This window comes from Kocuria sp. KSNUG (assembly GCF_049532735.1).
In the GTDB taxonomy this organism is placed as follows: Bacteria; Actinomycetota; Actinomycetes; order Actinomycetales; family Micrococcaceae; genus Kocuria; species Kocuria rhizophila.
In genome coordinates this window covers 1-23,199 of sequence record NZ_CP150981.1, presented here as the reverse complement: position 1 = coordinate 23,199, position 23,199 = coordinate 1, and the positions used below count along the sequence as shown (strand labels likewise).

Annotated in this window: 20 protein-coding genes and 1 tRNA gene; 6 read left to right on the top strand and 15 right to left on the bottom strand. The window is 71.8% G+C overall.

Features of this window, described 5'->3' with window-relative positions:
* Window positions 1-29: 29 nt before the first annotated feature.
* Genes AABM36_RS00105 through AABM36_RS00095 form a run of 3 tightly spaced genes read right to left on the bottom strand, consistent with a single transcriptional unit; the run spans window position 30 to window position 1,767 of the window.
* Entirely contained in the window at window positions 30-368 is a 339-nt protein-coding gene (locus tag AABM36_RS00105; RefSeq protein ID WP_019310028.1) for an MGMT family protein, read from the bottom strand.
* Window positions 365-1,564, bottom strand: a complete 1,200-nt coding sequence (locus AABM36_RS00100) for a sensor histidine kinase (protein ID WP_423446584.1) — start codon at window positions 1,562-1,564, stop codon at window positions 365-367. The genes AABM36_RS00105 and AABM36_RS00100 overlap by 4 nt, the downstream gene beginning before the upstream one ends.
* Complete coding sequence (locus tag AABM36_RS00095) at window positions 1,561-1,767, bottom strand: hypothetical protein (RefSeq protein WP_423446582.1); 207 nt, start codon at window positions 1,765-1,767, stop codon at window positions 1,561-1,563. Before AABM36_RS00095 ends, AABM36_RS00100 begins: the two co-directional genes overlap by 4 nt.
* A 23-nt stretch (window positions 1,768-1,790) precedes the next feature.
* Between AABM36_RS00095 and AABM36_RS00090 the strand changes: the two genes are divergently transcribed.
* The gene (locus AABM36_RS00090) at window positions 1,791-2,537 is read left to right on the top strand and encodes a response regulator (RefSeq protein WP_423446580.1); all 747 of its coding nucleotides are present in this window, start codon (window positions 1,791-1,793) and stop codon (window positions 2,535-2,537) included.
* 348 nt (window positions 2,538-2,885) lie between these two features.
* Here the strand turns inward: AABM36_RS00090 and AABM36_RS00085 are convergent, their stop codons facing one another.
* Together AABM36_RS00085 and AABM36_RS00080 are read right to left on the bottom strand one after the other, a co-directional pair.
* On the bottom strand, window positions 2,886-3,626 hold the full coding sequence (locus AABM36_RS00085; protein WP_423446578.1) for a FadR/GntR family transcriptional regulator: 741 nt from the start codon (window positions 3,624-3,626) through the stop codon (window positions 2,886-2,888).
* Between the two features lie 85 nt (window positions 3,627-3,711).
* The gene (locus tag AABM36_RS00080; RefSeq protein WP_423446576.1) at window positions 3,712-5,382 is read right to left on the bottom strand and encodes an L-lactate permease; all 1,671 of its coding nucleotides are present in this window, start codon (window positions 5,380-5,382) and stop codon (window positions 3,712-3,714) included.
* A gap of 326 nt (window positions 5,383-5,708) precedes the next feature.
* Between AABM36_RS00080 and AABM36_RS00075 the strand changes: the two genes are divergently transcribed.
* From AABM36_RS00075 to AABM36_RS00065, 3 genes are read left to right on the top strand one after another with little or no spacing between them, the layout of a single operon-like run.
* Window positions 5,709-6,551 carry a (Fe-S)-binding protein gene (locus AABM36_RS00075; protein WP_423446574.1) on the top strand — a complete coding sequence of 281 codons (843 nt, stop codon included), beginning with the start codon at window positions 5,709-5,711 and terminating at the stop codon, window positions 6,549-6,551.
* Entirely contained in the window at window positions 6,548-8,542 is a 1,995-nt protein-coding gene (locus AABM36_RS00070) for a LutB/LldF family L-lactate oxidation iron-sulfur protein (protein ID WP_423446573.1), read from the top strand. The genes AABM36_RS00075 and AABM36_RS00070 overlap by 4 nt, the downstream gene beginning before the upstream one ends.
* Window positions 8,539-9,183 (top strand): LutC/YkgG family protein, encoded by a 645-nt coding sequence (locus AABM36_RS00065; RefSeq protein ID WP_423446571.1) that lies wholly within the window; start codon window positions 8,539-8,541, stop codon window positions 9,181-9,183. Before AABM36_RS00070 ends, AABM36_RS00065 begins: the two co-directional genes overlap by 4 nt.
* Window positions 9,184-9,409: 226 nt before the next feature.
* Here AABM36_RS00065 and moeB read toward each other — a convergent pair whose 3' ends face one another.
* The 4 genes from moeB to thiO all read right to left on the bottom strand — a co-directional run bounded on the left by moeB (window position 9,410) and on the right by thiO (window position 13,279).
* Window positions 9,410-10,669 (bottom strand): molybdopterin-synthase adenylyltransferase MoeB, encoded by a 1,260-nt coding sequence (gene moeB, locus AABM36_RS00060; RefSeq protein ID WP_423446569.1) that lies wholly within the window; start codon window positions 10,667-10,669, stop codon window positions 9,410-9,412.
* Window positions 10,666-11,658, bottom strand: a complete 993-nt coding sequence (locus AABM36_RS00055) for a thiazole synthase (RefSeq protein ID WP_423446568.1) — start codon at window positions 11,656-11,658, stop codon at window positions 10,666-10,668. Before AABM36_RS00055 ends, moeB begins: the two co-directional genes overlap by 4 nt.
* Window positions 11,659-11,660: 2 nt before the next feature.
* Window positions 11,661-11,942 carry a sulfur carrier protein ThiS gene (gene thiS / locus AABM36_RS00050; RefSeq protein ID WP_423447962.1) on the bottom strand — a complete coding sequence of 94 codons (282 nt, stop codon included), beginning with the start codon at window positions 11,940-11,942 and terminating at the stop codon, window positions 11,661-11,663.
* Between the two features lie 65 nt (window positions 11,943-12,007).
* Window positions 12,008-13,279, bottom strand: a complete 1,272-nt coding sequence (thiO, locus tag AABM36_RS00045; protein ID WP_423446566.1) for a glycine oxidase ThiO — start codon at window positions 13,277-13,279, stop codon at window positions 12,008-12,010.
* Window positions 13,280-13,526: 247 nt separating this feature from the next.
* On the opposite strand from thiO, the gene thiE reads away from it, so the two are divergent.
* A complete protein-coding gene (gene thiE / locus AABM36_RS00040) occupies window positions 13,527-14,189 on the top strand; it encodes a thiamine phosphate synthase (RefSeq protein WP_423446564.1) in 663 nt (220 codons plus the stop codon).
* A gap of 15 nt (window positions 14,190-14,204) precedes the next feature.
* Here the strand turns inward: thiE and AABM36_RS00035 are convergent, their stop codons facing one another.
* From AABM36_RS00035 to AABM36_RS00025, 3 genes are all read right to left on the bottom strand, one after another.
* Complete coding sequence (locus tag AABM36_RS00035; RefSeq protein WP_423446562.1) at window positions 14,205-14,624, bottom strand: thiol-disulfide oxidoreductase DCC family protein; 420 nt, start codon at window positions 14,622-14,624, stop codon at window positions 14,205-14,207.
* Entirely contained in the window at window positions 14,621-15,475 is an 855-nt protein-coding gene (locus AABM36_RS00030; protein ID WP_423446560.1) for a PhzF family phenazine biosynthesis protein, read from the bottom strand. Before AABM36_RS00030 ends, AABM36_RS00035 begins: the two co-directional genes overlap by 4 nt.
* A gap of 88 nt (window positions 15,476-15,563) precedes the next feature.
* A tRNA-Pro gene (locus AABM36_RS00025) sits at window positions 15,564-15,637 on the bottom strand.
* A 98-nt stretch (window positions 15,638-15,735) separates the two neighbouring features.
* On the opposite strand from AABM36_RS00025, the gene AABM36_RS00020 reads away from it, so the two are divergent.
* Entirely contained in the window at window positions 15,736-16,983 is a 1,248-nt protein-coding gene (locus AABM36_RS00020) for an MFS transporter (protein ID WP_423446559.1), read from the top strand.
* A 234-nt stretch (window positions 16,984-17,217) separates the two neighbouring features.
* Here the strand turns inward: AABM36_RS00020 and AABM36_RS00015 are convergent, their stop codons facing one another.
* Genes AABM36_RS00015 through AABM36_RS00005 form a run of 3 tightly spaced genes read right to left on the bottom strand, consistent with a single transcriptional unit; the run spans window position 17,218 to window position 23,199 of the window.
* Window positions 17,218-20,127, bottom strand: a complete 2,910-nt coding sequence (locus AABM36_RS00015; RefSeq protein ID WP_423446557.1) for an FAD-binding and (Fe-S)-binding domain-containing protein — start codon at window positions 20,125-20,127, stop codon at window positions 17,218-17,220.
* Window positions 20,128-20,137: 10 nt separating this feature from the next.
* A complete protein-coding gene (locus tag AABM36_RS00010) occupies window positions 20,138-21,061 on the bottom strand; it encodes a metallophosphoesterase (protein WP_406921328.1) in 924 nt (307 codons plus the stop codon).
* Entirely contained in the window at window positions 21,058-23,199 is a 2,142-nt protein-coding gene (locus tag AABM36_RS00005; protein WP_406921327.1) for a transglycosylase domain-containing protein, read from the bottom strand. Before AABM36_RS00005 ends, AABM36_RS00010 begins: the two co-directional genes overlap by 4 nt.

Below are 23,199 nucleotides of genomic sequence, written 5' to 3'. Positions count from 1 at the left end.
GAGCGGCGTCGGTCCCTCGGGTTGCGGCGTCAGCCGTTCCAGCGGGCGCGGGCCATGTCCACCTGCACCCAGTGCGCGGAGGTGGTTCTGAGGGCCGTTCCCTCACTCTCGTAGTGCCCTCGCGCGGCGATCTGCAGCCGGTCCGGCAGAGTGCCGTCGGCCCGCACCACGCGCCACCACGGCACGTCCTCGCCGGCCTGGCCCAAGCTCATGATGCGCGCCGCCAGCCGGGGGCTTCCGAGCTGCGCCAGCTCGGCCACGTCCCCGTAGCTGAGCACGGTCCCGGACGGGATGCCCAGCACGACGCCGCGCACGGCCCCGACCGCAGCCTCACCGCGGCGGGTCTGCTCCGCGCCTGGTCCGCTCACGCGACGGGGATCCGCACGTCCAGGTGCCACACGTGGTTCTGCGGGCCGTAGTCCACCTGGCCGTTCAGCAGGGCCACGCGTTCCCTAATGCCCCGCAGACCGAAGCCGGAGGCCAGTTCGTGGCGCTCCGGGTCCGCGGCACCCTGAGACACCCGGTTCTGGGTGTGGATGCACACGGCAGAGTCCTGCACACCCAGCCGCACCAGGCAGGGTGACCCCGCGGGCGCGTACTTGATCATGTTGGTGGAGGCCTCCTGCAGCACCCGGGCCGCGGTGCCGCGGATGGACGTGGGGATGTCGTCCACGCCCTCGCCCACCTCGAACTCCGGCACCAGTCCCGCCTGGCGCAGGCTCGACTCGAGGGTCCGGACCACGCCGTGCAGGGAACCGGTGGTCAGGCCCGAGGCGCTGCCCCGATCCTCGGCGGCCGCCCCGGCGTCATCGGCGCCGGGGGAGTCCCGCAGGATGTGCAGCAGCGTGCGCAGCTCGGTCAGCCCGGAGCGGGCCGCGGCGTCCATGGTGTCGATGGTGCGGTGCAGCTCGGCGGGATCGGTCTGCCGCTGGGAGCCTGCGGCCTGCATGGTCACGAGGGTCAGTTCGTGGGCCACGACATCGTGCAGGTCGCGTGCCAGGGCCAGCCGCTCCTGCTCCCTCAGCCGCTGGTGCGTGGCCTCCATGACGGCGAGCCGACGGGCGTTGAGCCGGTACTGCCCCAGGAAGAACCGCACGGCCACGCCGATCAGCGCGGCGATGCCCAGGGGGATGCCGAGCGCCCAGAAGAAGTCCGAGCTCTCCAGCACCCAGGCGGTCACCGCCACCCAGGCGGCGGTCACGGCAAGGTGAGCGACCAGTGCCGCGCGGCCGAGCATGGCCACGGCGCCGACCATCACCACGCAGCCGCACAGCAGGGCCACGGAGTACTCGTCCAGCACCAGGCACAGGGCGTAGGAGGGGACGATGGCCAGGGCGCTCGCCGCGGCGGACCACGCGAGCAGGGCGACCGCCCCGTAGCTCAGCACGATCCACGCCGAGACCAGGGCGGCCGCGGTCGGGGGCAATGCCGACCACTCCAGAAGGTGGAGGTCGTCGAAGGCCGCCACGGCTGCGAACAGCACCAGGGCGATGCGCAGCCAGCTGGGCAGCCCACCGGCCCGTGCGGTGTGGACCCCGTCCATTACGGCGGGGGCGGAACTCACCGAGGGTTGCAGTAAATGGGGAAGAAGCGGCAGAGCGCGTGGCCCGGTCCGCGCACCGAGTCACCGGAGGAGACCGCCAGGGCGGGTCCTGCGGAGGCGAAGAGCATGGAGAACACGAGGGCGGCAGCAGCCGCCGCGCGGAGAGGAGAGAGGCGGCGGGCAGGTGCGGCCGCGGTGTCGAAGCCCTGCGAATGCTGAGTCATGTGCGCAAGTTTATGATCGTTTCATGGATTTGTGCAGGCTTCTTCTGGTGGACGACCATCCGCTCATGCGAGACGCCCTCGCGAACCTCTTCCGCGCAGAGCCGGGGTTCGAGGTCGCGGGGGAGGCCTCCGACGGGGCCGAGGCGGTGGCAGAGAGTCTGCGACTGTCCCCCGATGTGGTGCTCATGGACATCCGCATGCCGGGGATGGACGGGATCGAGGCCACGCGCCAGATCGTGGCGCAGTGCCCGGACACCCGGGTGCTGGCACTGACCACGTTCTCCACGCTCGAGTACGTGGTCCCGGCCCTGCGCGCGGGTGCCTCCGGCTACCTGGTCAAGGACGCCCGGCACGACGACATCGTCTCGGCCGTGACCCTGATCCGGGAGGACGAGCTGGCGCTGTCCCCGTCCGTGGCGAACTCCCTGGCCAACAACGTGCTGGGCGACGTCCCCGTGCCCTCCGTGCGGCGGGGGCGCGTCCGCGGGGCCCTGACCCAGGCGGCCATGTCCCCGCCGCCGGGTCCTCACCCGGGGGCGCCCAAGCTCACCCCGCGCGAGCAGGAGACGCTGGAGTGGATCGCCAAGGGGCTCAACAACGCGGAGATCGCCGAGCGGATGACCGTGTCCCACGGCAGCGTGAAGTCCTACGTGTCCCACCTGTGCGAGAAGCTCGCCGTGCGGGACCGGGTGCAGGTGCTGATCTCCGGCATCCAGTGGGGCCTCGTGCACCCCGAGCTGGACGCGGACACCACCCCGGGGCCGCGCTGACTCACAGTCCGTGCCCAGTTTCGGCGCGCAAGTCTGGCCGAATGGCCATGGTGGTTCGGGCTCCCCGTGCGGCAAAGTGGTTCGTGGACATCCGATGAGATGTCCACGCGCTCCGCAGGGACGAACGGTTGTACGGCGTTCGCATCCCGGACGGAGCGGATCGCTGGGTTCGCAGCGGGGGTCCCCGTGTCCCCTGTGTGACCGAACGAGTTCCGTGGGGCCTGGATCACCTCACGTGCAGCTCCGAGGGTCCCCGCTGCGTCAGCGGTCCAGGGCAGACACGAGCCTGGCCCCGGCGTCCTCCGACCAGGGGGCGTCGGGGTTCTTCTGTGCCGGCGTGCCTCCGGGTCAGTGCTCGTCGGCCCGGTGCGCTCCAGTGCCGGCCGCCTCCGGTGCGTGGCCGTAGAACCACATGATGTGCTCACGCAGCAGCCGCGCCGCGCGCTCGCCGTCCCGGTCCCGTGTGGCCCGGTGGATCTCCCGGTGCTGCTCCTGCAGCCGCTCGCGGATGCCCGGCCAGTCGGCCGTGGCCGCCACGGTCTCCTGGACGTAGCCGATCGTGGCCTCCCGCAGCGAGGCCATGATCGTCTCGAGCACCACGTTGCCGCCCAGCGACGCGAGGTGCAGGTGGAACTGGGCGTCCAGGGTGTGGAACTCCTCGTCCCCCACCTCCGGGTCCTCCATGCGGTTCAGCATCTGCTCGGCCTCCGCGAGCACCCGGTCCCGTTCCCCGGTCTGCGACGACGCCGCGTCCAGGCTCGACTGCGTCTCCAGCAGGATGCGGGCGCTCACCACGTCTGCCACCGGCAGGGAGCGGGTGGCGATGTGCATCCGTAGCGCCCAGCCCAGGGCCGCCGAGGGGTCCGAGATGACGGTGGCGCCGGACTGCGGACCCGAGCCGGTGGCGGTGCGCACGAGCCCCATGGCCGCGAGGATTCGCACGGCCTCCCGGACGGAGGCGCGTGAGATGCCGAAGTCCTCCGCCAGGGCGCGCTCGGCGGGCAGTTTGTCACCCACGCGCAGCCCTCCCGAGCGCAGCTGCTGCTCGAGCCAGTCCAGCACCACCGTGTAGGCGGGTGCAGTGCTCATGGTCCCTCCCCGGATCCTGACGTGCGATGGCCCGCCACCGCGAGCTGCGGTGGCGGGCCGAGGCTGTTCACTGTACTCGGCCGGCTCAGGCCGCCGGCAGCATCCACGCGAGCACGTTGGACTGCAGGAACACCAGGCAGCACAGCGCGAGCAGCATGCCCAGGGACCACGGGAGCACGGAACGGAAGATCTGCGACTCCTTGCCCTGCATCCCCACGGCGGAGGCCGCGATGGCCAGGGACTGCGGGGAGATCATCTTGCCCACCACACCGCCGGAGGTGTTCGCGGCGGTCATCAGATAGGGGTCCAGCCCCGAGCCCAGAGCCGCCGTCTTCTGCAGGTTGGCGAACAGGGCGTTGGCGGAGGTGTCCGATCCCGTCACGGCGGTGCCCACCCAGCCGAGCACCGGGGAGAAGAACGCGAAGGCCGCGCCCAGCCCGGCCACGTACGTGCCGATCGCCAGGGTCTGACCGGAGAAGTTCATGACGTAGGCCAGGGCGAGCACGGACATGATGGTCAGGGCGGAGAAGCGCATCTTCCAGAAGCAGCGCCCGATCTCGGCCAGGGCGTTGCCGATGTTCAGGCGGAACATCCCGTGGTGGTTGAACACGGCGTAGACCACGGCCACCACCAGACCCGTGAACAGCAGCAGCGTGCCGGGGCTCGAGAGCCACTGGAGGGTGTAGACCGTCCCGGAGATGGGATCACCCTGGGCGTTGAGCAGGTGGCCGTGCAGTCCCGGCCAGGGGATCTTCACGTCCGTGGAGGCCAGCGCCTTGGGCACGTTGACTCCCGCCGTCCAGAGCTTGGCGATCCCGAAGACCACCACCACGAGCACGTAGGGCAGCACAGCCATCCACACGCGGGCCGGTGTGAGCACGGCGGCGTTCTCGGGGCGGCTGACGCCGAGGTCCGCACGCACCTCCTCCGCGCCCTTGGGCCGCCAGAAGCGCATGAGGATCACGGCTGCCGCAAGTCCCACCAGAGAGGCCACCACGTCGGTGAGCTCGTAGGAGAAGTGGGTGGCGCACCACCACTGGGCCACCGCGAAGCTGCCGCCCACCACGAGCGCTGCGGGCCAGGCCTGCTTGAGGCCGCGGGCGCCGTCGACGATCAGCAGCAGGATGAACGGGACCACGAAGGCGAAGAACGGGGCCTGGTGACCCACGACAGCGCCGATGTGCGCGGGGTCCAGGTCCGTGAGGGTGCCGGCCGTGGTGATGGGGATGGCGATGGCGCCGAAGGCCACGGGGGCGGTGTTGGCGATCAGCACCACGGTGGCGGTCTTGAGGGGCTTGAGGCCCAGGGACAGGATCATGGTCGCGGTGATGGCCACGGGGGCGCCGAAGCCGGCGAGGGCCTCCAGCAGGCCGCCGAAGCAGAAGGCGATCAGCATGGCCTGGATGCGCAGGTCCCCGCGGCCAATGGTGTCGAAGATCGTGCGCAGGTCCTCGAAGCGCCCGGACAGCACGGTCACCTGGTAGAACCACAGGGCCATGACCACGATCCACACGATGGGGAACAGGCCGTAGACCGCTCCCTGGGTCGCGGAGAGCAGCGCGAGCTGCGCGGGCATCCCGAAGCCGAAGATCGCTACGAGCAGGGCCACGGCGAGCGAGGTCAACCCCGCCACGTAGGCGCTCGCCTTGAAGGCGAGCAGCATCACGAAGAAGGTCAGCAGGGGCAGGCAGCCGACCAGGGCTGACCAGCCCACGCTGCCCGCCACGGCATCGGTGGCGGCGGTGAATGTGTTCACGGGTTCTCCAAGGGTGGGGCCGGATCGGAACCGTGGTTCCCGGATCGAGAGGGAGGTCCCGGCGGGGCGGCGTGCGCCGTGTCCGGGACCGGTCGTACGATAAGTGGTCAGACCACAGTGGTCCGACCACACAGCGTACATGATCCAGGTCACACGCTGAAGGAGCCGCGCGCCAGCAGGTGCGGGCCCCGCGGGCCCCTCCGGCAAATTGTCCCGGGGGTGGGTTGCGCGTTGTTGTGACCGGACTCACGGGCGTAGCCTGGTCTGGCCACAGAGATGGACCGGGGCACAGCATGACCGGCGCAGACGGTTGGGAGACCACACACATGAGAATCGCGCTCTTCGCCACGTGCATCGTGGACGCCATGTACCCCAAGGTGGCGCTGGCCACCGTGCGGATCCTGGAGCGGCTGGGGCACGAGGTCGTGTTCCCCCAGGGACAGGGCTGCTGCTCCCAGATGCACGTCAACAGCGGGTACTTCCAGGACGCCGTGCCGGTCATCCGCAACCACGTGCGCGCCTTCACCAGCGTGGACTACGACGTCGCCGTGGCACCGTCCGGCTCGTGCGTGGCCTCCCTGGGCCACCAGCAGCCCATGGTCGCCCGCGAGTGCGGCGAGGACGCGCTGGCGGAGGACGCCGAGATGGTCGCCGGGAACACCTACGAGCTCTCCGAGCTGCTCGTGGACGTGCTGGGCGTGACCGACGCCGCCGAGCAGCTGGGATCGTGGTTCCCCCACCCCGTGACGTACCACCCCTCGTGCCACGGCATGCGGCTGCTGGGACTGGGGGACCGCCAGAAGGACCTCGTCCGCTCCGTGGCGGACATCGAGTTCCACGAGCTGCCGGACGCCGAGGAGTGCTGCGGGTTCGGCGGCACCTTCTCCTTCAAGAACCCGGACGTCTCCGGTGCCATGGCGGACGCCAAGCTCGACAACATCCGCGGCTCCGGTGCCTCGCTGTGCACCGGCGGTGACGCCTCCTGCCTGATGCACCTGGGCGGGGCGGCCTCCAAGCGCAAGGTGGACGTCCAGACCGTCCACTTCGCGGAGATCCTCGCGTCCACCCGGTCCAACCCCCTGACCGTGGAAGGCCCCGTGGAACTGTCCATCCCCCAGCCCGGCCGCCGCGCGGCGAGCCCGGCCACCACGGCAGGAGCAACTCGATGAGCGTCACGTCCCTCGGCATGCCGTCCGTGCGCCCCGTGCACGGGCAGGGCAACCTGCACGCGCAGGTGGCGTTCCCCAAGGCCGCCAGGAAAGAGCTGCAGAACGAGCAGATGCGCGCCAACATCCGGCACGCCACCCACACCATCCGGGCCAAGCGCGCCGGTGTGGTGGGGGAGGTCCCGGACTGGAGCGAGCTGCGCGACGCGGGCTCCGCCATCAAGGAGACCGTGATGGTCAACCTGCCCGAGCTGCTCGAGCAGTTCGAGGCGAACGTGACGGCACGCGGCGGCGTCGTGCACTGGGCCCGGGACGCGGACGAGGCGAACGCCATCGTGACCCGCCTGGTCCAGGAGCAGGACACCACGGACGTCATCAAGGTGAAGTCCATGGCCACCCAGGAGATCGGCCTGGACGAGCACCTCTCCGAGCACGGGATCACCGCCACGGAGACGGACCTGGCCGAGCTCATCGTGCAGCTGGGGCGGGACAAGCCCTCCCACATCCTGGTGCCCGCGATCCACAAGAACCGCGAGGAGATCCGCGAGATCTTCAGCCGCGAGATGCCCGGGGTCACGGACGAGCTCACGAGCGAGCCCCGAGTTCTTGCGGAAGCCGCGCGGCAGCACCTGCGGGAGAAGTTCCTGACCTCCAAGGTGGCCATCAGTGGTGCGAACTTCGGCATCGCTGACACCGGCACCCTGTCCGTGGTGGAGTCCGAGGGCAACGGCCGCATGTGCCTCACCCTCCCCGAGACGCTCATCACCGTGATGGGCATCGAGAAGCTGCTGCCCACCTACCAGGACCTCGAGGTGTTCTTCCAGCTCCTCCCGCGCTCCTCCACGGGCGAGCGGATGAACCCGTACACCTCCCTGTGGACGGGTGTGACTCCGGGGGACGGACCCAAGAACTTCCACGTGGTGCTGCTGGACAACGGTCGCTCCGCGGTGCTCTCGGACCCCAAGGGGCGCTCCGCGCTGCACTGCATCCGCTGCTCGGCGTGCCTGAACGTGTGCCCGGTGTACGAGCACGCGGGCGGGCACGCCTACGGCTCCACCTACCCCGGACCCATCGGCGCGATCCTCTCGCCGCAGCTCACGGGCATCACGTCCGAGAAGAACGCCTCCCTGCCCTACGCGTCCTCGCTCTGCGGTGCGTGCTACCAGGTGTGCCCCGTGAAGATCAACATCCCGGAGATCCTGGTGCACCTGCGGGACGAGGACATCCGCACCCAGCACGGTCAGCGCGTGGACCGGGCCGAACCGGCCCCCGCCACCGAGGACCCGGCCGTGGGCGGTGCCGACGACTGGCGCGAGGAGAAGTCCCTCACCGCGGACGGGGGCCAGGGCGGCCAGGACTCGGCGCCCTCCGAGGGGTCCCTGTCCCAGCTGGGCTCGCGGGCGCGCCGCGCCGGGCGCAGGATGCGCCGGGCCGTCCCCTCCCGTGGCCTGCCCACGCAGATGGACGCGATGATGAAGGGGGCGTCCTTCGTGATGTCCTCGGGTCAGCGGATGTCGCTCGCCGAGCGTGGATTGCCCATGGGCCGCCTGGTGGCGGGCCGCGACCACGCCATCGGCTGGCTGCCCGGAGTGGTGGGCGGCTGGACCGACGAGCGGGACATCCCCGAACCCCCCAAGGAGTCCTTCCGCAACTGGTGGAAGAAGCACGAGGGGGAGACCGACGAGCGCCTCGAGCAGGACGGCGTCACGGCGGCCTCGGGGCTCCAGCGCAGCGGCGCGGGGGACCAGGGCCGCGACGCCGCGGCGTCGGGCCCCGTGGCGGGAGGCACCGGCGCGCAGCCGGAGCGGGAGTCCAAGGCCGCGCGCACCGAGGAGACGGCCGCCGGCACGGGCGACGACGCCGCCACCCCGGGTGCCGGTCCTGATGCAGCAGCCGGGGGTCAGCAGGAGGCCACGGGCGATCCGCACGAGGACAACATCGACGCCCCCAACGGCCACGCCGAGCACGGGGACCAGAACGGAGAGCAGGCATGAGCGCGGACGCCAAGACCGAGATCCTGGAGCGGCTCCACGGCGCGCTCTCCGACCGCCCGCAGGCCCCCGAGGTCCCCCGGGACTACCGGCACACCTCGGAGCTCTCGCGGGACGAGATCGTCGACATGCTCGAGGACCGGCTGCTGGACTACAAGGCCAACGTGTACCGGGAGACCGCTCAGACGGTGGCGCAGCGGATTGCCACGCAGCTGGGGGCGTCCGCGCGCTACGTGATCCCCGAGGGGCTGGACACCGCGCTGCTGCCCGAGGAGACCGCGGCGCGCCGCGCCATCGTGGACCCCAACGACGGTCGCAAGGCCTCCGCGCTGACCGTGCGGGACCTCAACCAGGTGGACGCCGTGGTGACCTCCTCCACGGTGTCCTGCGCCCAGACCGGCACCATCTTCCTGTCCGGGCGCCCGGACGAGGGGCGCCGCGCGATCACCCTGGTGCCGGACCACCACATCTGCATCGTGCCGCTGGACTCCGTGGTGGAGCTGATCCCCGAGGCCATGGCCCGGGTGGAGCCCACCGCGCCCACCACCATGATCTCGGGACCGTCCGCCACGTCGGACATCGAGCTCGAGCGCGTGGAGGGTGTGCACGGGCCACGCACGCTGGACGTGATCCTGCTGGGCTGAGGGGCCCGCGCAGCCGGGCCCTGGGTCTGCCCTGGAGACCACACATCCACGGGCTGCTGCCCAGGTTCACACCCGGGGGATTAAGTGCAGATATTGCCATCTACCAAGCGGTAGGTGGCAATATCTGCACTTTTTCTGCGTGGAGGGCGGCGCTGGCAGTGCGCCGGCTGGTGAGCCGCGGTGTGTGTGGGCAGGTGGCGCACGCGGCGCGTGCCACCTGCCCTGTTCAGTAGCGCGGCAGCGAGGGGTCCACGGCCTCAACCCACGCGAGGATGCCGCCCTCCAGGTGCTTGAGATCGTCCTCCCGCAGGGCGTAGTCGGCGCGCAGGGCCACGAGGGCCTGCGCGGAGCGGACTCCGGCCTTGCAGTGCAGGATCACGTCACCCTCGGTGCCCGCGGGCAGTGCTCGCACGCCGTCGGTGAGCAGCCGGTCCAGGGGCACCGCCACGGAACCGGGGATGGACACGAGCTGCCGCTCCCAGTCCTCGCGCACGTCCACGAGCGTGAAAGCGGTCTCGCCGCGCTCGCGGGCCGCCAGCAGCCGGGCGAGTTCGCTGGCGTCCACGGTCTCGACGGCGCTCGGTGCGGCCGGCGGGGTGCCCACACCGGCCCCGGGGGCAGTGGGCGAGACGTCCCCGCGGTCCGCCCCGTCGTCGTCGGGGGAGGGGAGGCCGCACGCCACGAACACCCGCGAGAGGTCGGTGACGGGCTCGCGCTCGGGGTCCGGCAGGACGGTGAGGGTGCGCCACGTCTGGGCGAGCGCGTCGTGGACGAGGACCCGGCCCACGAGGGGCGCGCCCAGGCCGGTGAGGAGTTTGAGGGCCTCGGTGGCCATCACGGAGCCGATGGTCGCGGGCAGCACGCCCAGCACCCCGCCCTCCGCGCACGAGGGCACGGAACCGGCCGGGGGCGCCTCCGGGTAGAGGTCCCGGTACACCGGTCCGTGGCCCGCCCAGAACACCGAGACCTGGCCATCGAAGCGCAGGATGGAGCCCCACACCACGGGGATGCAGGTGAGCTCGGCGGCGTCCGCCACGAGGTAGCGCGTGGCGAAGTTGTCCGCGCCGTCCAGCACCAGGTCGTACTGCCCGAGGATCTCCAGGGCGTTCTCGGTACTGAGCCGCGTGTCGTGGGTCCGCACGCTGACCAGCGGGTTGAGACGGGCCACGGCGTCCGCGGCGGATTCCACCTTGGGCCGTCCGACGTCCGCCACGGTGTGGATCACCTGGCGCTGCAGGTTGGAGACGGACACGACGTCGTCGTCCACGATGCCCAGGGTTCCCACACCTGCCGCGGCGAGGTACTGCAGCGCGGGCGCACCCAGGCCACCGGCCCCAACCACGAGCACGCGCGCGTTCTTGAGCCGACGCTGCCCCTCCGGGCCGAACTGCGCGAGCGTGAGGTGGCGCGAGTACCGCTCGAGCTCCTCGCGCGTGAGGTCTGCGGCGGGTGCCACCAGCGGGTCGAACGGGGAGGGAGCGCTCATCGGGTGACGTCCCCCGCGGCCTCGGCCACGGACCGGGCGGGCCAGTCCCCACGGGGAGCGTCCTCGTCCGCGCCGATCCGGCCGGCCATGGGGGAGGACGCCAGGGCGTGGGTGCGCCGGGCAATGCGTCCCGCGCCGCGCGCGAGCAGACCCGCCTGCACGGCGTGCCTCATGGCGTGCGCCATGGCCACGGGGTCCTGGGCGCGGGTCACGGCGGAGGCGAGCAGCACGGCGTCGCACCCCAGCTCCATGGCCAGTGCCGCCTCGGACGCGGTGCCGATGCCGGCGTCCAGCACCACGGGCACGCCGGCGCGCGAGGCGATCAGCTCGATGTTGTGGGGGTTCAGGATGCCGAGTCCCGTGCCGATCGGCGCTCCCAGGGGCATCACGGCGCTGGCCCCGGCGTCCTCGAGGCGCAGCGCGAGCACGGGGTCGTCGGACGTGTAGGCGAAGACCTTGAAGCCGCGCCGCACGAGCTTCTCGGTGGCGTCCAGCAGCTCCACGCCGTCCGGCAGCAGGGTGTCCTCGTCGGAGATGATCTCCAGCTTGACCCAGTCCGTCTCCAGCGCCTCGCGCCCGAGCTCTGCGGTCAGCAGCGCGTCCCGGGTCGTGTAGCACCCGGCGGTGTTCGGCAGCACCCGGATGCCGTGGCGGCGCAGGATCCCGTACAGGCTGTCCTGCGGTGCCCCCGACGACGCCGCCGCCGCGCCCGTCCCACGGGTGCCTCCCGTTCCGTGCGGGCCGCCTCCGTCCGCGCCGACCCCGGGAGCACCGGCCCCGGGACCACCGGGAACCGAGGCGGGGTCCGGCCGTGCCGGGCCGGGGGAGAAGCGGCGCAGGGCCACCGTGGTCAGTTCGGTGCCCGAGGCCAGCAGGGCGCGCTCGAGCATCGCGAGGTCCGTGAGTCCGCCAGTGCCCATGATGAGCCGTGAGGTCAGTTCCACCCCGGCTACCGTCAGCGGGGTGGTGCCCAGATCCTTGTCCGTCATGCTCAGCCTCCCTGTACCGCGGTGACGACCTCCACGGACTGCCCCGGTGCCACGGCGGTGGTGGCCCACAGGGAGCGGGGGACCACGGTGTCGTCCACGGCCACGGCGATCCCCAGGGGGTGCCCGTCCGCGGCGGTGCCCTGCGGGGTGATCTCCCGGCCGGTCAGCTGGGCCACCGCATCGGTGAGGGTGAACCCCTCGTGGACCTCCACGGGGGAGCCGTTGATGCTCGCGGTGCCCGGGCCGTGGTGCCGCGGTGCGGGGGGCTCGCCCGTGGTGGTCAGCGGTTGGCCGGTGTCCGGAGAACCGGTCTCGGCGCCGGTCTCTGGTGTGTGCGGTGCAGGGGCGCTCATGCGAGTCCTCCCGAGAAGTCGGTGGTGTCGTGCAGGTCGTCGTTCGGGCGGGAGTGCCTCCCCGGATCCGTGGCGGCGAGGAACTCCCTGTCCCGCTGGTGGTCCACCGCGGGGTCCACGACCCCGGTCACGAGTTCCGCCGCGAGGCGCGAGGCCACCGGGGTCAGCAGGATGCCGTGGCGGAAGTGCCCGGTGCTGATCACCAGCCCGGCCACGGAGGTGGACCCGAGGTAGGGGAGGTCGTCCGGGGTGCCCGGGCGGGCCCGGGCCATCATCTCCAGGACGTCGCAGTCGTCGATCGCGGGGACCACGGCGCGGGCGTCCCGCAGGAGCTGGTGGACGCCGCCGGCCAGCACCGACTCCCGGCCGTCCTCGCGGTTGGTGGCACCAACCACCAGGGTGCGGTCCACGCGCGGGACCATGTAGACCGGGCGGCCCATGACCTGGGCGCGCACCGTGCGGGTCAGCAGGTGCTCCTCGCCGGGGCCCAGCACGGAGTCGGGGACGCGCAGCCGCAGGATGTCGCCGAACACGGGTCGCAGCCGCAGCTCCAGGTCCTCGGGCAGCCCGCCCATCGTGTTGGCCGTGAGCCCCGAGGCCACCACTACCGCGTCCGCGGGGACCCGCTCGCCGTTGTCCAGGAACACGCCCTCGACCCTGCGGGGGCCCTTGCGGGGCACCTGCACCGATTCCACCCGGTGGGTCAGCCACGTGACCGGACCGGCGTCGGCAGCGCCCGGGAGCGTCTCGGCCTGTGGTGCGTTCAGGGCTTCGACCATCGCGGCGGCCAGCATCCGCGGGTCCACCTGGCGGTCGGAGACGATGCGCACGGCACCCCCGAGCCTGGGGGCGAGTGCGGGTTCCATGGAGCGGGCCTCGAGCGTGGAGATCTCCTCCACGTCCATGCCCGAGGCGATCTGGTGGGAGGCGAGGTCGGAGAGGGAACGGGCGTCCGCGGCGTCGGCGGCGACCACCAGCGTCTCCTCGGTGCGGTAGCCCGTGGCGAGTCCCGTGGCCGCCGCCACGCGTTCCACGAAGCCGGGGTACTCCTCGGCGGACGCGCGCATCAGGGGGTAGAGCCGCTCCTGGCCGTACTGGGTCTCCGCGACGGGCGCCAGCATCCCCGCGGCCGCTCGCGTGGCTCCCCACGCGGGCTGGGGATCCGCCACGGTGACGGCGGCCCCGCGGCGGCGCAGCTCGAGCGCGGTGGCCAGCCCGATCAGACCGGCCCCGGCCACCACCACGTGGGTGGGTGTGTTCTCGGGCATCTCTTCCTCCCTCCGGCGGCATGATCCGCATCAGGTGACCGGTCGGCGCCTCACGCCCTCTCAGCCCGCTGCGGTGGTCCGTGCGGACGGGTGCGGGCTCCCGTGGAACTCGTCGGGCGGCACGGTGGATGGCCGCCGGACGACGCCGCCAGTCTAGTCCTCCCCGTGGCCCACGTCCCCGGGGGATTCGCGGGGAGCAGATCGCTCGCCGTGCGCGTCCGCCGCCGGTTCGTGCCACGATGGCGGCATGGCACAGATCGAGGACCAGGGACGACGACGCCGCGAGAAGCTGCGGGACGCGCGGCTCTATGTGTGCGTCACCGCGCGGCGGGAGCGCGGTGACCTGCGGGAGTTCCTGCACGCCGCGTACGAGGGCGGGACGGACATCATCCAGCTGCGGGACAAGACGCTCGAGGCGGCCGCGGAGATCGAGGCCATCGAGGTGCTTGCCGACGTCGCCCGTGAGCACGGCAAGCTGTTCGCCGTGAACGACCGCGCGGACGTGGCCCTGCTGACCGGCGCGGACGTGTTCCACGCGGGCCAGGGGGATCTCACCACCGAGCAGGCCCGTGCGGTGCTGGGTCCGGACGTGGTGCTGGGCCGCTCGTGCCACTCGCCCGCGCAGGTGGACGCCGCTCTCGCGGACACCGGACTCGACTACTTCTGCACCGGACCGGTCTGGGAGACCCCCACCAAGCCGGGACGGGCCGCGGTGGGCCTGAAACTGCCCCGCTACGCCGCGGAGCAGGAGGGGGACACGCCGTTCTTCGCGATCGGGGGCGTCGACGCCGCTCGGCTGCCCGCCGTGCTCGACACCGGTGCCGAGCGCATCGTGGTGGTGCGGGCGGTCACCGAGGCCACCGACGTCACCGCCGCCGCACGCGCGCTGCGGGACGCTCTGCCCGCCTGACGGGGGAGGCGCCGGTCAGCGAACGGCACCGCACTGCCCGGGATGCTGCTCGCACCACGGGGTGACGCCCGGAAAGCGTCCTCGGTGAGCGGCCACCCAGCGGTAGACGGTCTCCTGGGTGCGGGCCACCAGCGGCAGGCCATAGAGCGCGCCGAAGAAGCGTGTGCCCAGGGCTGTGTCAAGGATGTTCGCAACTGCTCGGGCACCGCTCACCGCGTGCCCGCCGTCGCCCTGCGGGTCCCCGGGCCCGGCGGGGACCGCCCACACCGAGGCGTCGCACTGCTGCGGGGTCAGTCCGAAGCGCTCCGGCACGCCCGGGCGCTGCCACGCGTGCAGCTCGATCCGTCCGTGGCGGTCCAGGCGTCGCACCCAGCCCACCGCGCGGGTGCAGAAACCGCAGTTCCCGTCGAAGACCACGTGCAGCCGCGCGCTCACAGGACCACGCTCCCCGAGACGCACACCGTGCAGTGCCCACCCACGCGCACGGCACCCGTGGCATCCGCGTTCACGCGGACCAGCCCCCGACGACCCATCCGGGTGCCCTGGCGTGCGGTGTAGTCCTGCGGGGCGCGGCCGGTCCGCACGAGCCACTGCGCGAGACTCGCGTTGACGCTGCCGGTCACGGGGTCCTCGTACCCGGTGGCCCCGGGCACGAACGCGCGCACCTCGAAGCGGTGCTCCGAGCCCTCGGGGGCGGGACCGAGCACTCCCACCTTGTGCGCACCGAGCGCGGTGAAGGAGGGTTCCAGTGCGAGCACCTCGTCCGCCGAGCGGAGCAGAACGGCGGCCCAGCCCGGTCCGTTGTCCACCCACTGGTGCGCCACCACCTGGTCCGGGCGCAGACCAAGCCCGGTGGTGATCGGCTCCAGCACGTCCGGTGCGAGGTCACCCGAGCGGAGGGTGGGCGGGGCCTCGAAGGCGAGGGCGGCGGCGTCGTCCGAGGGGTGGACGCGGACCAGGCCCGCGGCGCACTCCTGGACGATGACGTCACCGCGCGGCGTGTTCCCCGCCGCGAGCCACGCGCGGGCCGAGCCCAGGGTGGGGTGGCCCGCGAAGGGCAGCTCGCGGTCGGGCGTGAAGATGCGCAGCCGGTAGTCCGCGTCGGGGGAGGTGGGCGGCAGCACGAACGTGGTCTCGGAGAGGTTGGTCCAGTTGGCGAACCGGGCCATCTGCTCGTCCGTGAGGTCTGCGCCGTCCAGGACGACGGCCACGGGATTGCCCAGGAAGGGCTCTGCGGAGAACACGTCCACCTGGGCGAACGGGCGGCAACGGGGTGCGGAGGTCATGCCCCGATTCCACCACGGCACGCCGGGATGCGGCGGCGGCATGAAAAAATCCCCTTGCTCCGGTTGCGGAGGAGCAAGGGGATTTCGGTCGGGATGACAGGATTTGAACCTGCGACCTCGTCGTCCCGAACGACGCGCGCTACCAAGCTGCGCCACATCCCGGAAGTTGCACGGGTGGGCCCGCGAACAACTGCTCCAGCATAGCGTCAGGGTCCGGGGAATGCGAAATTCCCCCGCGCCGCACCGGTACCCTCGCTCGTATGGAGAATCCCGCCGTGACGGCCGTCACCCCTCGCACGTGGTGGCGCGTGGGTGCGGCCATGTTCACCGTGGGGTTCGGAGCCAACCTCTTCGCGCCAATGCTCGAGGTCTACCGCTCGCAGGACGGGCTCAGCGAGTCCTTCGTGACCGGGATGCTGGGGATCTACGCGGCGGGTCTGGTGCCCGCGCTGCTCGTCCTCGGCCCGGTCTCCGACCACCGGGGCCGGCGCGCCGTGATGCGCCCCGCGCTCGCGGTGGTGCTCGTGGCGTCCCTGGTGCTCGCGGCGGCCTCCCACACCTCGGACTGGCTGCTGTACGTGGGCCGCTGGATCATGGGCTTCGGCGTGGGGATGGCCATGGCGTCCGGGTCCGCGTGGGTCAAGCAGCTGAGCACCGACCGCCCGGGTGCCGGACCCCGGCGGGCCACCGTGGTGCTCTCCGCGGGCTTCGGCGCCGGGCCGCTCGCGGCCGGGCTGCTGGCGCAGTTCCTGCCCGCGCCGCAGGTCACCCCGTTCGTGGTGCACATGGTGCTCACCGTGGCGGCCGCGGTGCTGGTGTGGAACGTCCCCGAGACCCAGCCGCCCGCGAGCGGCCCGCGCCCGTCACGGCCCCTGGTCCCTGCCGTGGCACGCACGTCCCGGTTCTTCTGGGTGGTTGCGGCGTGGGCGCCGTGGGTGTTCGGCACCGCGACCATCGCCTTCGCGAGCATCCCGTCCTTCCTCCTCGCCACCGTGCGCTGGCCCGTGGCCTACCTGGGCGTGGTGGCGGCCGCCGTGATGTTCACGGGCGTGCTGGTCCAGCCGCTCGCGGCGCGGCTCGCACGCCACGGGTGGCTCCCGCTGTCCGTCACGGGGCTCGGCGCGGCGAGCGTGGGCCTGGTCCTCGGCGCGCTGACGGTGACCTGGCACCTGAGCTGGCTCGCGGTTCCCACGGCCGTGGTGCTGGGCGTGAGCTACGGGTTCATGATGGTGGCCGGGCTGCGCGAGGTGGAGCTCATGGCCCGCCCGCACGAGCTCGGGGCGCTCATCGGCGTGTTCTACACCCTCACCTACACCGGTTTCGCGGTGCCCTTCGTGCTGTCGCTCGTGGCGCCGGCCGTGGCCCGCTGGGCCGGGGTGGAGCCCACCACGGGCTTCGTGTGGTGCCTGCTCTTCGGGGTCCTGGTGTGCGGGGTCTCCGCGGTCCCGGTGGCGCGCGCCGCGGCACGGGGTGTCCCGGATCCGGGCACGACGCCGCCGCGCACCTGAGCCGCGCCCGTCCTGCTCCGTCGCCTGCCCGGTTCGCCGCCTGCCCGCGCGAGATGCCATGGCCAGCCCGGTGGGCAGTGGCGGCGGGGACCCGCGCCCGCCTCGGTGTCAGGCGAGGTACCCGCTCAGCGGGTGACCCGCTCCAGGACCTGCAGCACGTGCTCGTAGGGTCGGCCCGTGGCCTCCGTGAGGGCCTGCTCGCACGTCCGGTTCAACGATGCATACGCATCGAAATCACCGGCCCGCACCTCTGCGGCCTCGCGCCGGGTGGCCGAGGCCGTGAGCTCCGGGTGCAGCATCCCGCGGTCCCCGGCGTAGCCGCAGCAGCCCCAGTCCACGGGCACGGTGACCTCCCGCGCGCACGCCCGGGCCACCCGGAGGAGGTCCTCGGTGGCGCCCAGGTGCACGGACGAGCACGTGGGGTGCACGGCCAGGGTCTCCAGGGGGTGCTCCCCGGTCCAGACCGGGCAGCACGTGCTCGGCGGTGAAGGTCACGGCGTCCACGAAGCGCAGCTCGCGGTACACGGGGTGGTCCGTGGCCAGCTCGCGCATGGTCTCGAGCCCCTCGGTGCAGGACGCCGCATCGCACACCACCGGCAGCCGCCCGTGCTCGGAGGCCTCCCACAGCATCCCGAGGGTCCGCTCCGTCATGGTGGCGTAGCCCGTGGGCAGGCTCTTGGACTTCCACGGGGTGCCGCAGCAGGCCGAGTCGATGCCCTCCGGGATCCGCACGGCCACCCCGGCGCGCTCGCACAGCCGCAGGAACGCCTCGGACACCGAGGGGCCCTCACCGGTCACCGTGCCGAACATCGCCCCGATGCACGCGGGGAAGAACACGGCTCGGACGGGGTGGCGCCGGGTGGAGCCCGACGCCGCGGCGTCGCCGCGGGGAGCTCTCGCCCCCGGTTCTGCCGCACCCGTCCCCGCGGCACTCGTGCCCGGCTCGCTCGCCGTCCCACGGGCCGGGCGCTCGGCAGGGAGGTGCGCGGGCGGCGTCGTCAACCGGGAGCGGTTGCCGCCACCGGACGGGAGCGTGGCGTTGTAGCGGGGGACCGTGTCCGTGCCGAGCACGGCGCGGGCCGCTCCGGTTGCGGAGACCGGCAGCACTGCGGGCATGTGGGAGGCCAGGGTGAGGGCGAAGGACGCCCCCGCGGACGTCGCGGCCCACGAGCGGGCGGCGGCCCCCCACGCGAGGTCCGCGACCTTGGAGTGGTTCTCCGCGCGCAGCCGGCGCACCAGGTCACCCGTGTTGATGTGCACGGGGCACGCCGTGACGCACATGCCGTCCACCGCGCACGTCTGCAACCCGGCGTAGTCGTACTCGCGGCGCAGCCGGGCGGCCAGGGCGGTGTCCCCGCGCTCCTCGGCCTGCGCGATCTCCCGGCGCCCCACGATGCGCTGGCGCGGCGTGAGCGTGAGGTCCTGGGACGGGCACACCGGCTCGCAGTAGCCGCACTCCACGCAGCGGTCCACCTCGGACTCCACGGGCGGTGCGGTCTTGAGGTCCCGCAGGTAGGCCCGCGGGTCCTCGGTGAGGATCACGCCGGGGTTGAAGCGGTTCCCGGGGTCGATCAGGGCCTTGAGCTCCACCATCACCCGGTACAGCTCGTCCCCGTACTGCCGCCGCACGAACGGCGCCATGATCCGCCCGGTGCCGTGCTCGGCCTTCAGCGAGCCCCCGCGACCGAGCACCAGGTCCACCATCTCCTCGGTGAAGCGCTCGTAGCGCTGCAGCTGGGCGGGATCCTCGAACTGCTCGTTGAGCATGAAGTGGACGTTGCCGTCCTTGGCGTGGCCGAAGATCACCGAGTCCCGGTAGCCGTGGGCGTCGAACAGCCCGGTGAGCTCCTCGCACGTCCCGCCCAGCTGGTCCACGGGGACCACCACGTCCTCGAGCAGCGCGTTGGTGCCCTGCGGCCGGTTGCCGGCCACGGTGGTGTAGAGACCCTTGCGCACGGTCCACAGGCTCGCGCGCTCGCGGGCGTCGGTGGTCAGGGACACGGGCCCGGTCAGCTCCAGCGCATCGAACGTGGCCGACGCCGCCTCCGCCAGCTCCCGCACCCCGTCCGGGGTGTCGTGCTGGTACTCCACGAGCAGCGCGGCCTGCTGGTCCACGGGGATGTCCATGATCGCGGGCGGGGCGAGCCCCGTGCGCTGCGAGACCGCCAGGGACGTGGCGTCCAGCAGCTCCAGCGTGGCGCAGTGCGAGCCCACCAGCTCCGGGACCGCACTCGTGGCGGCCACCACCGTGGGGAACACCAGCAGGCCGGTGGCCACGTGCGGGTGCACGGGCACGGTGCGCAGGGTCGCGCTCGCCACGAACCCCAGCGTGCCCTCGGAGCCGATCATGAGGTGCTCCAGGAGCGCGACCGGGTCCTCGTGGTCCAGGAACGTGTTCAGCCCGTAGCCCATGGTGTTCTTCATGGCGAACAGCCGCTCGACGGTCCGCACGGACTCCGGGTTGCCCCGCACGCGGTCCCGCAGCCGGAGCAGACCCTCGAACAGCTCGGGCTCGCGCGCCCGCAGCTTCTCGCCGGCGTCCGGGGCGGCGGTGTCCAGGACCGTGCCGGAGGGCAGCACGATCACCATGGACTCCAGGGTGCGGTACGTGTTGAACTCCGTGCCGCACGCCATCCCGGAGGAGTTGTTGGCCACCACTCCGCCCAGCGTGCACGCGGACTCGCTCGCCGGATCCGGGCCCAGCGACCGCCCGTGCGGGGCCAGCCGGGCATTGACCTGGCGCACCGTGACGCCCGGCTGGACGCGCACGCGGGCGCTCTGGTCCAGGACCTCCACACCCTTGAAGTGTCGGCGCACGTCCACGAGCAGCTGGTCCGTGACGGCCTGCCCGGACAGGGACGTGCCGCCCGAGCGCAGGGTCAGCCCCGCACCGGCTTCTGCGGCGGCGGCGAAGATCCGCCCCACCTCGGACTCGTCCCGCGGGCGCAGCACCGCTCGGGGCTGCAGCAGGTAGTGGGAGGCGTCGTGGGCCACGGCCCGCCGCTCCAGCTCCCCGCTGACCACGACGCCGCTGCCGCACTCCCGCTCGATCCTGGCCACCGCGCGCTCCAGCGGGGAGGCTGGGGCGGCCGGGGCGGCGTCGTCGTGCCGGTGGATGGGGAGGGGGAGACGGAACGGTGCCATGGGAAGAACCTCAGTCCGTGAGCGTGACCAGAACTGCTTGCGGCGGGCAGAAGAGCCGCACCGGGGCGAAGCGGGATTCCCCGAGTCCCTGGGAGATGTTCACGGGGACGCCCCGGTGCTCGATGAGCCCCTTGCAGATCGCCGGGTCCAGGTCGCAGTTGCTGACCAGTGCTCGCCCCCCGGGCAGGCAGACCTGGCCTCCGTGGGTGTGGCCCGCGAAGACGATGTCCGCGCGGTCCGCGGCAAAGCGGTCCAGGGTCCGCAGGTACGGCGCGTGGGCCACCCCGATCCGCACGTCCGCGGGGGTGGGCTCGCCCTCGGGGAATCCGGGGTGGCGGTCGTAGTTCAGGTGGGGGTCGTCCACGCCGGAGAAGTCGAGGACCGTGCCGGCCACCTCCAGGCGCCGGAAGCGGTTGATGAGCCCCACCCAGCCGCGGGACTCGAAGGCCCGGTGCATGTCCTCGGTGGGCAGCCGCGGCGCCTCGTCCTTCTTCTCGCTGGCCGTGGTGCGCCACAGATAGCGCGCGGGGTTCTTGGGGCGCGGCGCGAAATAGCAGTTGGACCCCGGGACGTACACGCCGGGGAAGCGGAACAGGGGCTCCAGGATTTCCAGCAGGTACGGCAGGGCTTTCATGTGGGAGAGGTTGTCCCCGGTATCGACCACCAGGTCCGGCTCCAGGGCGGCCAGTGAGTGCACGAAGCGCTTCTTGGCCTCCTGCCCCGGAACGGTGTGCAGGTCCGAGATGTGCAGCACGCGCAGCGGCCGTGCCCCCGGCGGGAGGACACGGACCGTCTCCTGCCGCAGCTGGAAGCGCCGGCGCTCCACCAGCGAGGCCCACGCGAGCGTGCCCGCTCCTGCGGCGAACAGGCCCGCCCCGGCCGCGGCGACGAATCGCGCGGCCGGGGCGGTGCCGGTCTCGGAGGTGGCGGTCACTTCTTGGTGGAGAGCACGCTGGCGGGCGGATCGGAGAAGGGCGCCGTGTTGTAGCTCGGGGCCACGGCCTTCATGTAGTTCTGCCACTGGGCACCCGCGTAGGTGGCGCCGTCCACCCAGTCGGTGCCCGAACCGCCGGTCTTGCCGCCAATGTTCAGACCGTTGAGGGAGCGCGAGCCGTACTCGTAGTTGCCCACCCAGGAGGCGGTGGACAAGCCCTTGGTGTAGCCGAGCATCCACGTCTGGGTGGAGTTGTCGGTGGTGCCGGTCTTGGCGGCGGAGGCGTTCGGCAGCCCGATCCCGCGTTGATACGCGGAGCCCTTCACGATCACCTGCTCCAGGACGTAGTTCACGCCCTGGGCCACTTCCTTCTTGATCACCTGCTCGCACTCGGTGGCCGGGACATCGTAGTTCTTCCCGGTGCTGTCGGTGACCTTGGTGATGGCGCGCGGCTCGCACATCACCCCGTCGTTGGCGAACGCGGAGAACGCCCGGGCCATGGTCATGGGGGAGATGTCCGCAGAACCGCCCAGCAGGGAGGAGAGCACCGTGGTGTCCACGGGATCGCCGGTCTTGCCGTCGTGGATGCCCAGCGCCTGGGTGATCTCGCCAATCGCGCACAGGTCCAGGTCCGCGGCCATGGCGTACAGCGCGGAGTTGATGGAGTTGTAGATGCCGTAGTCCACGTCCATCACCTTGTTGTAGCCCGGTGTGGCGTTCTGGAAGGTCAGGCCCTCGCCATTGGTCCCGGGTTCGAGTTTGTACCCGTTGGGCAGGCACGAGGCCTTCCACTTGTAGTCCGCGGGGTAGTTCAGCTTCCGGGCGTCGATGCTGGCCTTGACGCCCTTGCCCGAGTTGATCCACTCGGCCAGGGTGAAGGGTTTGAACGTGGAGCCCACCTGGAACCCACCGGCGCCCCCCATGGAGCTGTCCACGTTGAAGTTGTACGTGGTGTTGGAGTCGCCCTCCGCCGCGGAGTAGTTGGTGTTCTGCGCCATGGACACGATGTGGCCGTTGCTGGGCTCCAGGGAGACCAGGGCCGTGGAGACGTTGTCCGGGTTGTTGTCCTTGGGCTGCGTGGCGTTGACCTGCTCCTCCGCGGCCTTCTGCGCCTTGGGGTCCAGGGTGGTCTGGATGGTCAGTCCGCCGCGCTGCAGGGTGGCCAGACGCTCGTCCGGGGTGGCCCCGTAGACGTCCGACTGCATGATCTCGTTCTCCACGTAGTCGCAGAAGTACGGTGCGGACTCCGCCGCGGAGCAGCCCGAGCTGGTGGGGTGGACATCCAGGTTCATGGGCTCCTTGGACGCCTTCTCACCCTCCGCCTGGGTGATGGCGCCGGTCTGCACCATGGTGTCCAGCACCACGTTGCGCCGCTGGGTGGAGGCCTCCGGGTTCACCTGGGGGTCGTAGTAGTTGGGGGACTGCACCATGCCGGCCAGGGTGGCGGACTGCGCGATGCTGAGCTTGGAAGCGGGGATGCCCCAGTAGTACTGGGCAGCCGCCTCCACGCCGTAGTTGGAGCCGCCGAAGAGCACGATGTTCAGGTAGCCCTCGAGGATCTCGTCCTTGGACTTCTCCTGCTCCATGGACAGGGCGAGTTTGATCTCCTTGACCTTGTCCACCACGCCCTTGTCGGCGCCGATGGTGCTCGTCTCCTCACCGTTGCGCACCTGCTGGTCGATGATGAGGTTGTTCACGTACTGCTGCGTGATGGTGGAGGCACCCTGTCGGGCGCCCGGGTTGACCAGGTTGTTGGCCATGGCACGCGCGATGCCCCACGGGTCCACGCCACCGTGCTCGTAGAAGTCGCGGTCCTCGATGGAGATGATGGCGTCCACCATGTTCGGGGAGATCTCCTCCAGCGGCACGGGCTCGCGGTTCTGGGCGAAGAACTTGGCCACCTCGGTGCCGTCCTTGGCCACCACCGTGGACGCCTCGGACACCGGGCCCGACTCCATCTCGGCGGGCAGTGACTTGAACCAGCCGATGGAGGCGTTGGCGGCCATTCCGGCGGCCGCGGCAGGGGGAACCAGGAGCCCGGCCACGACCACTCCGGCGACCACGGCAACCGCGATGAACGCGATGATGTTGCCCAGGACCGAGGTGGGCTCAGGGCCCGATGTGTTGCGTGATGCCAT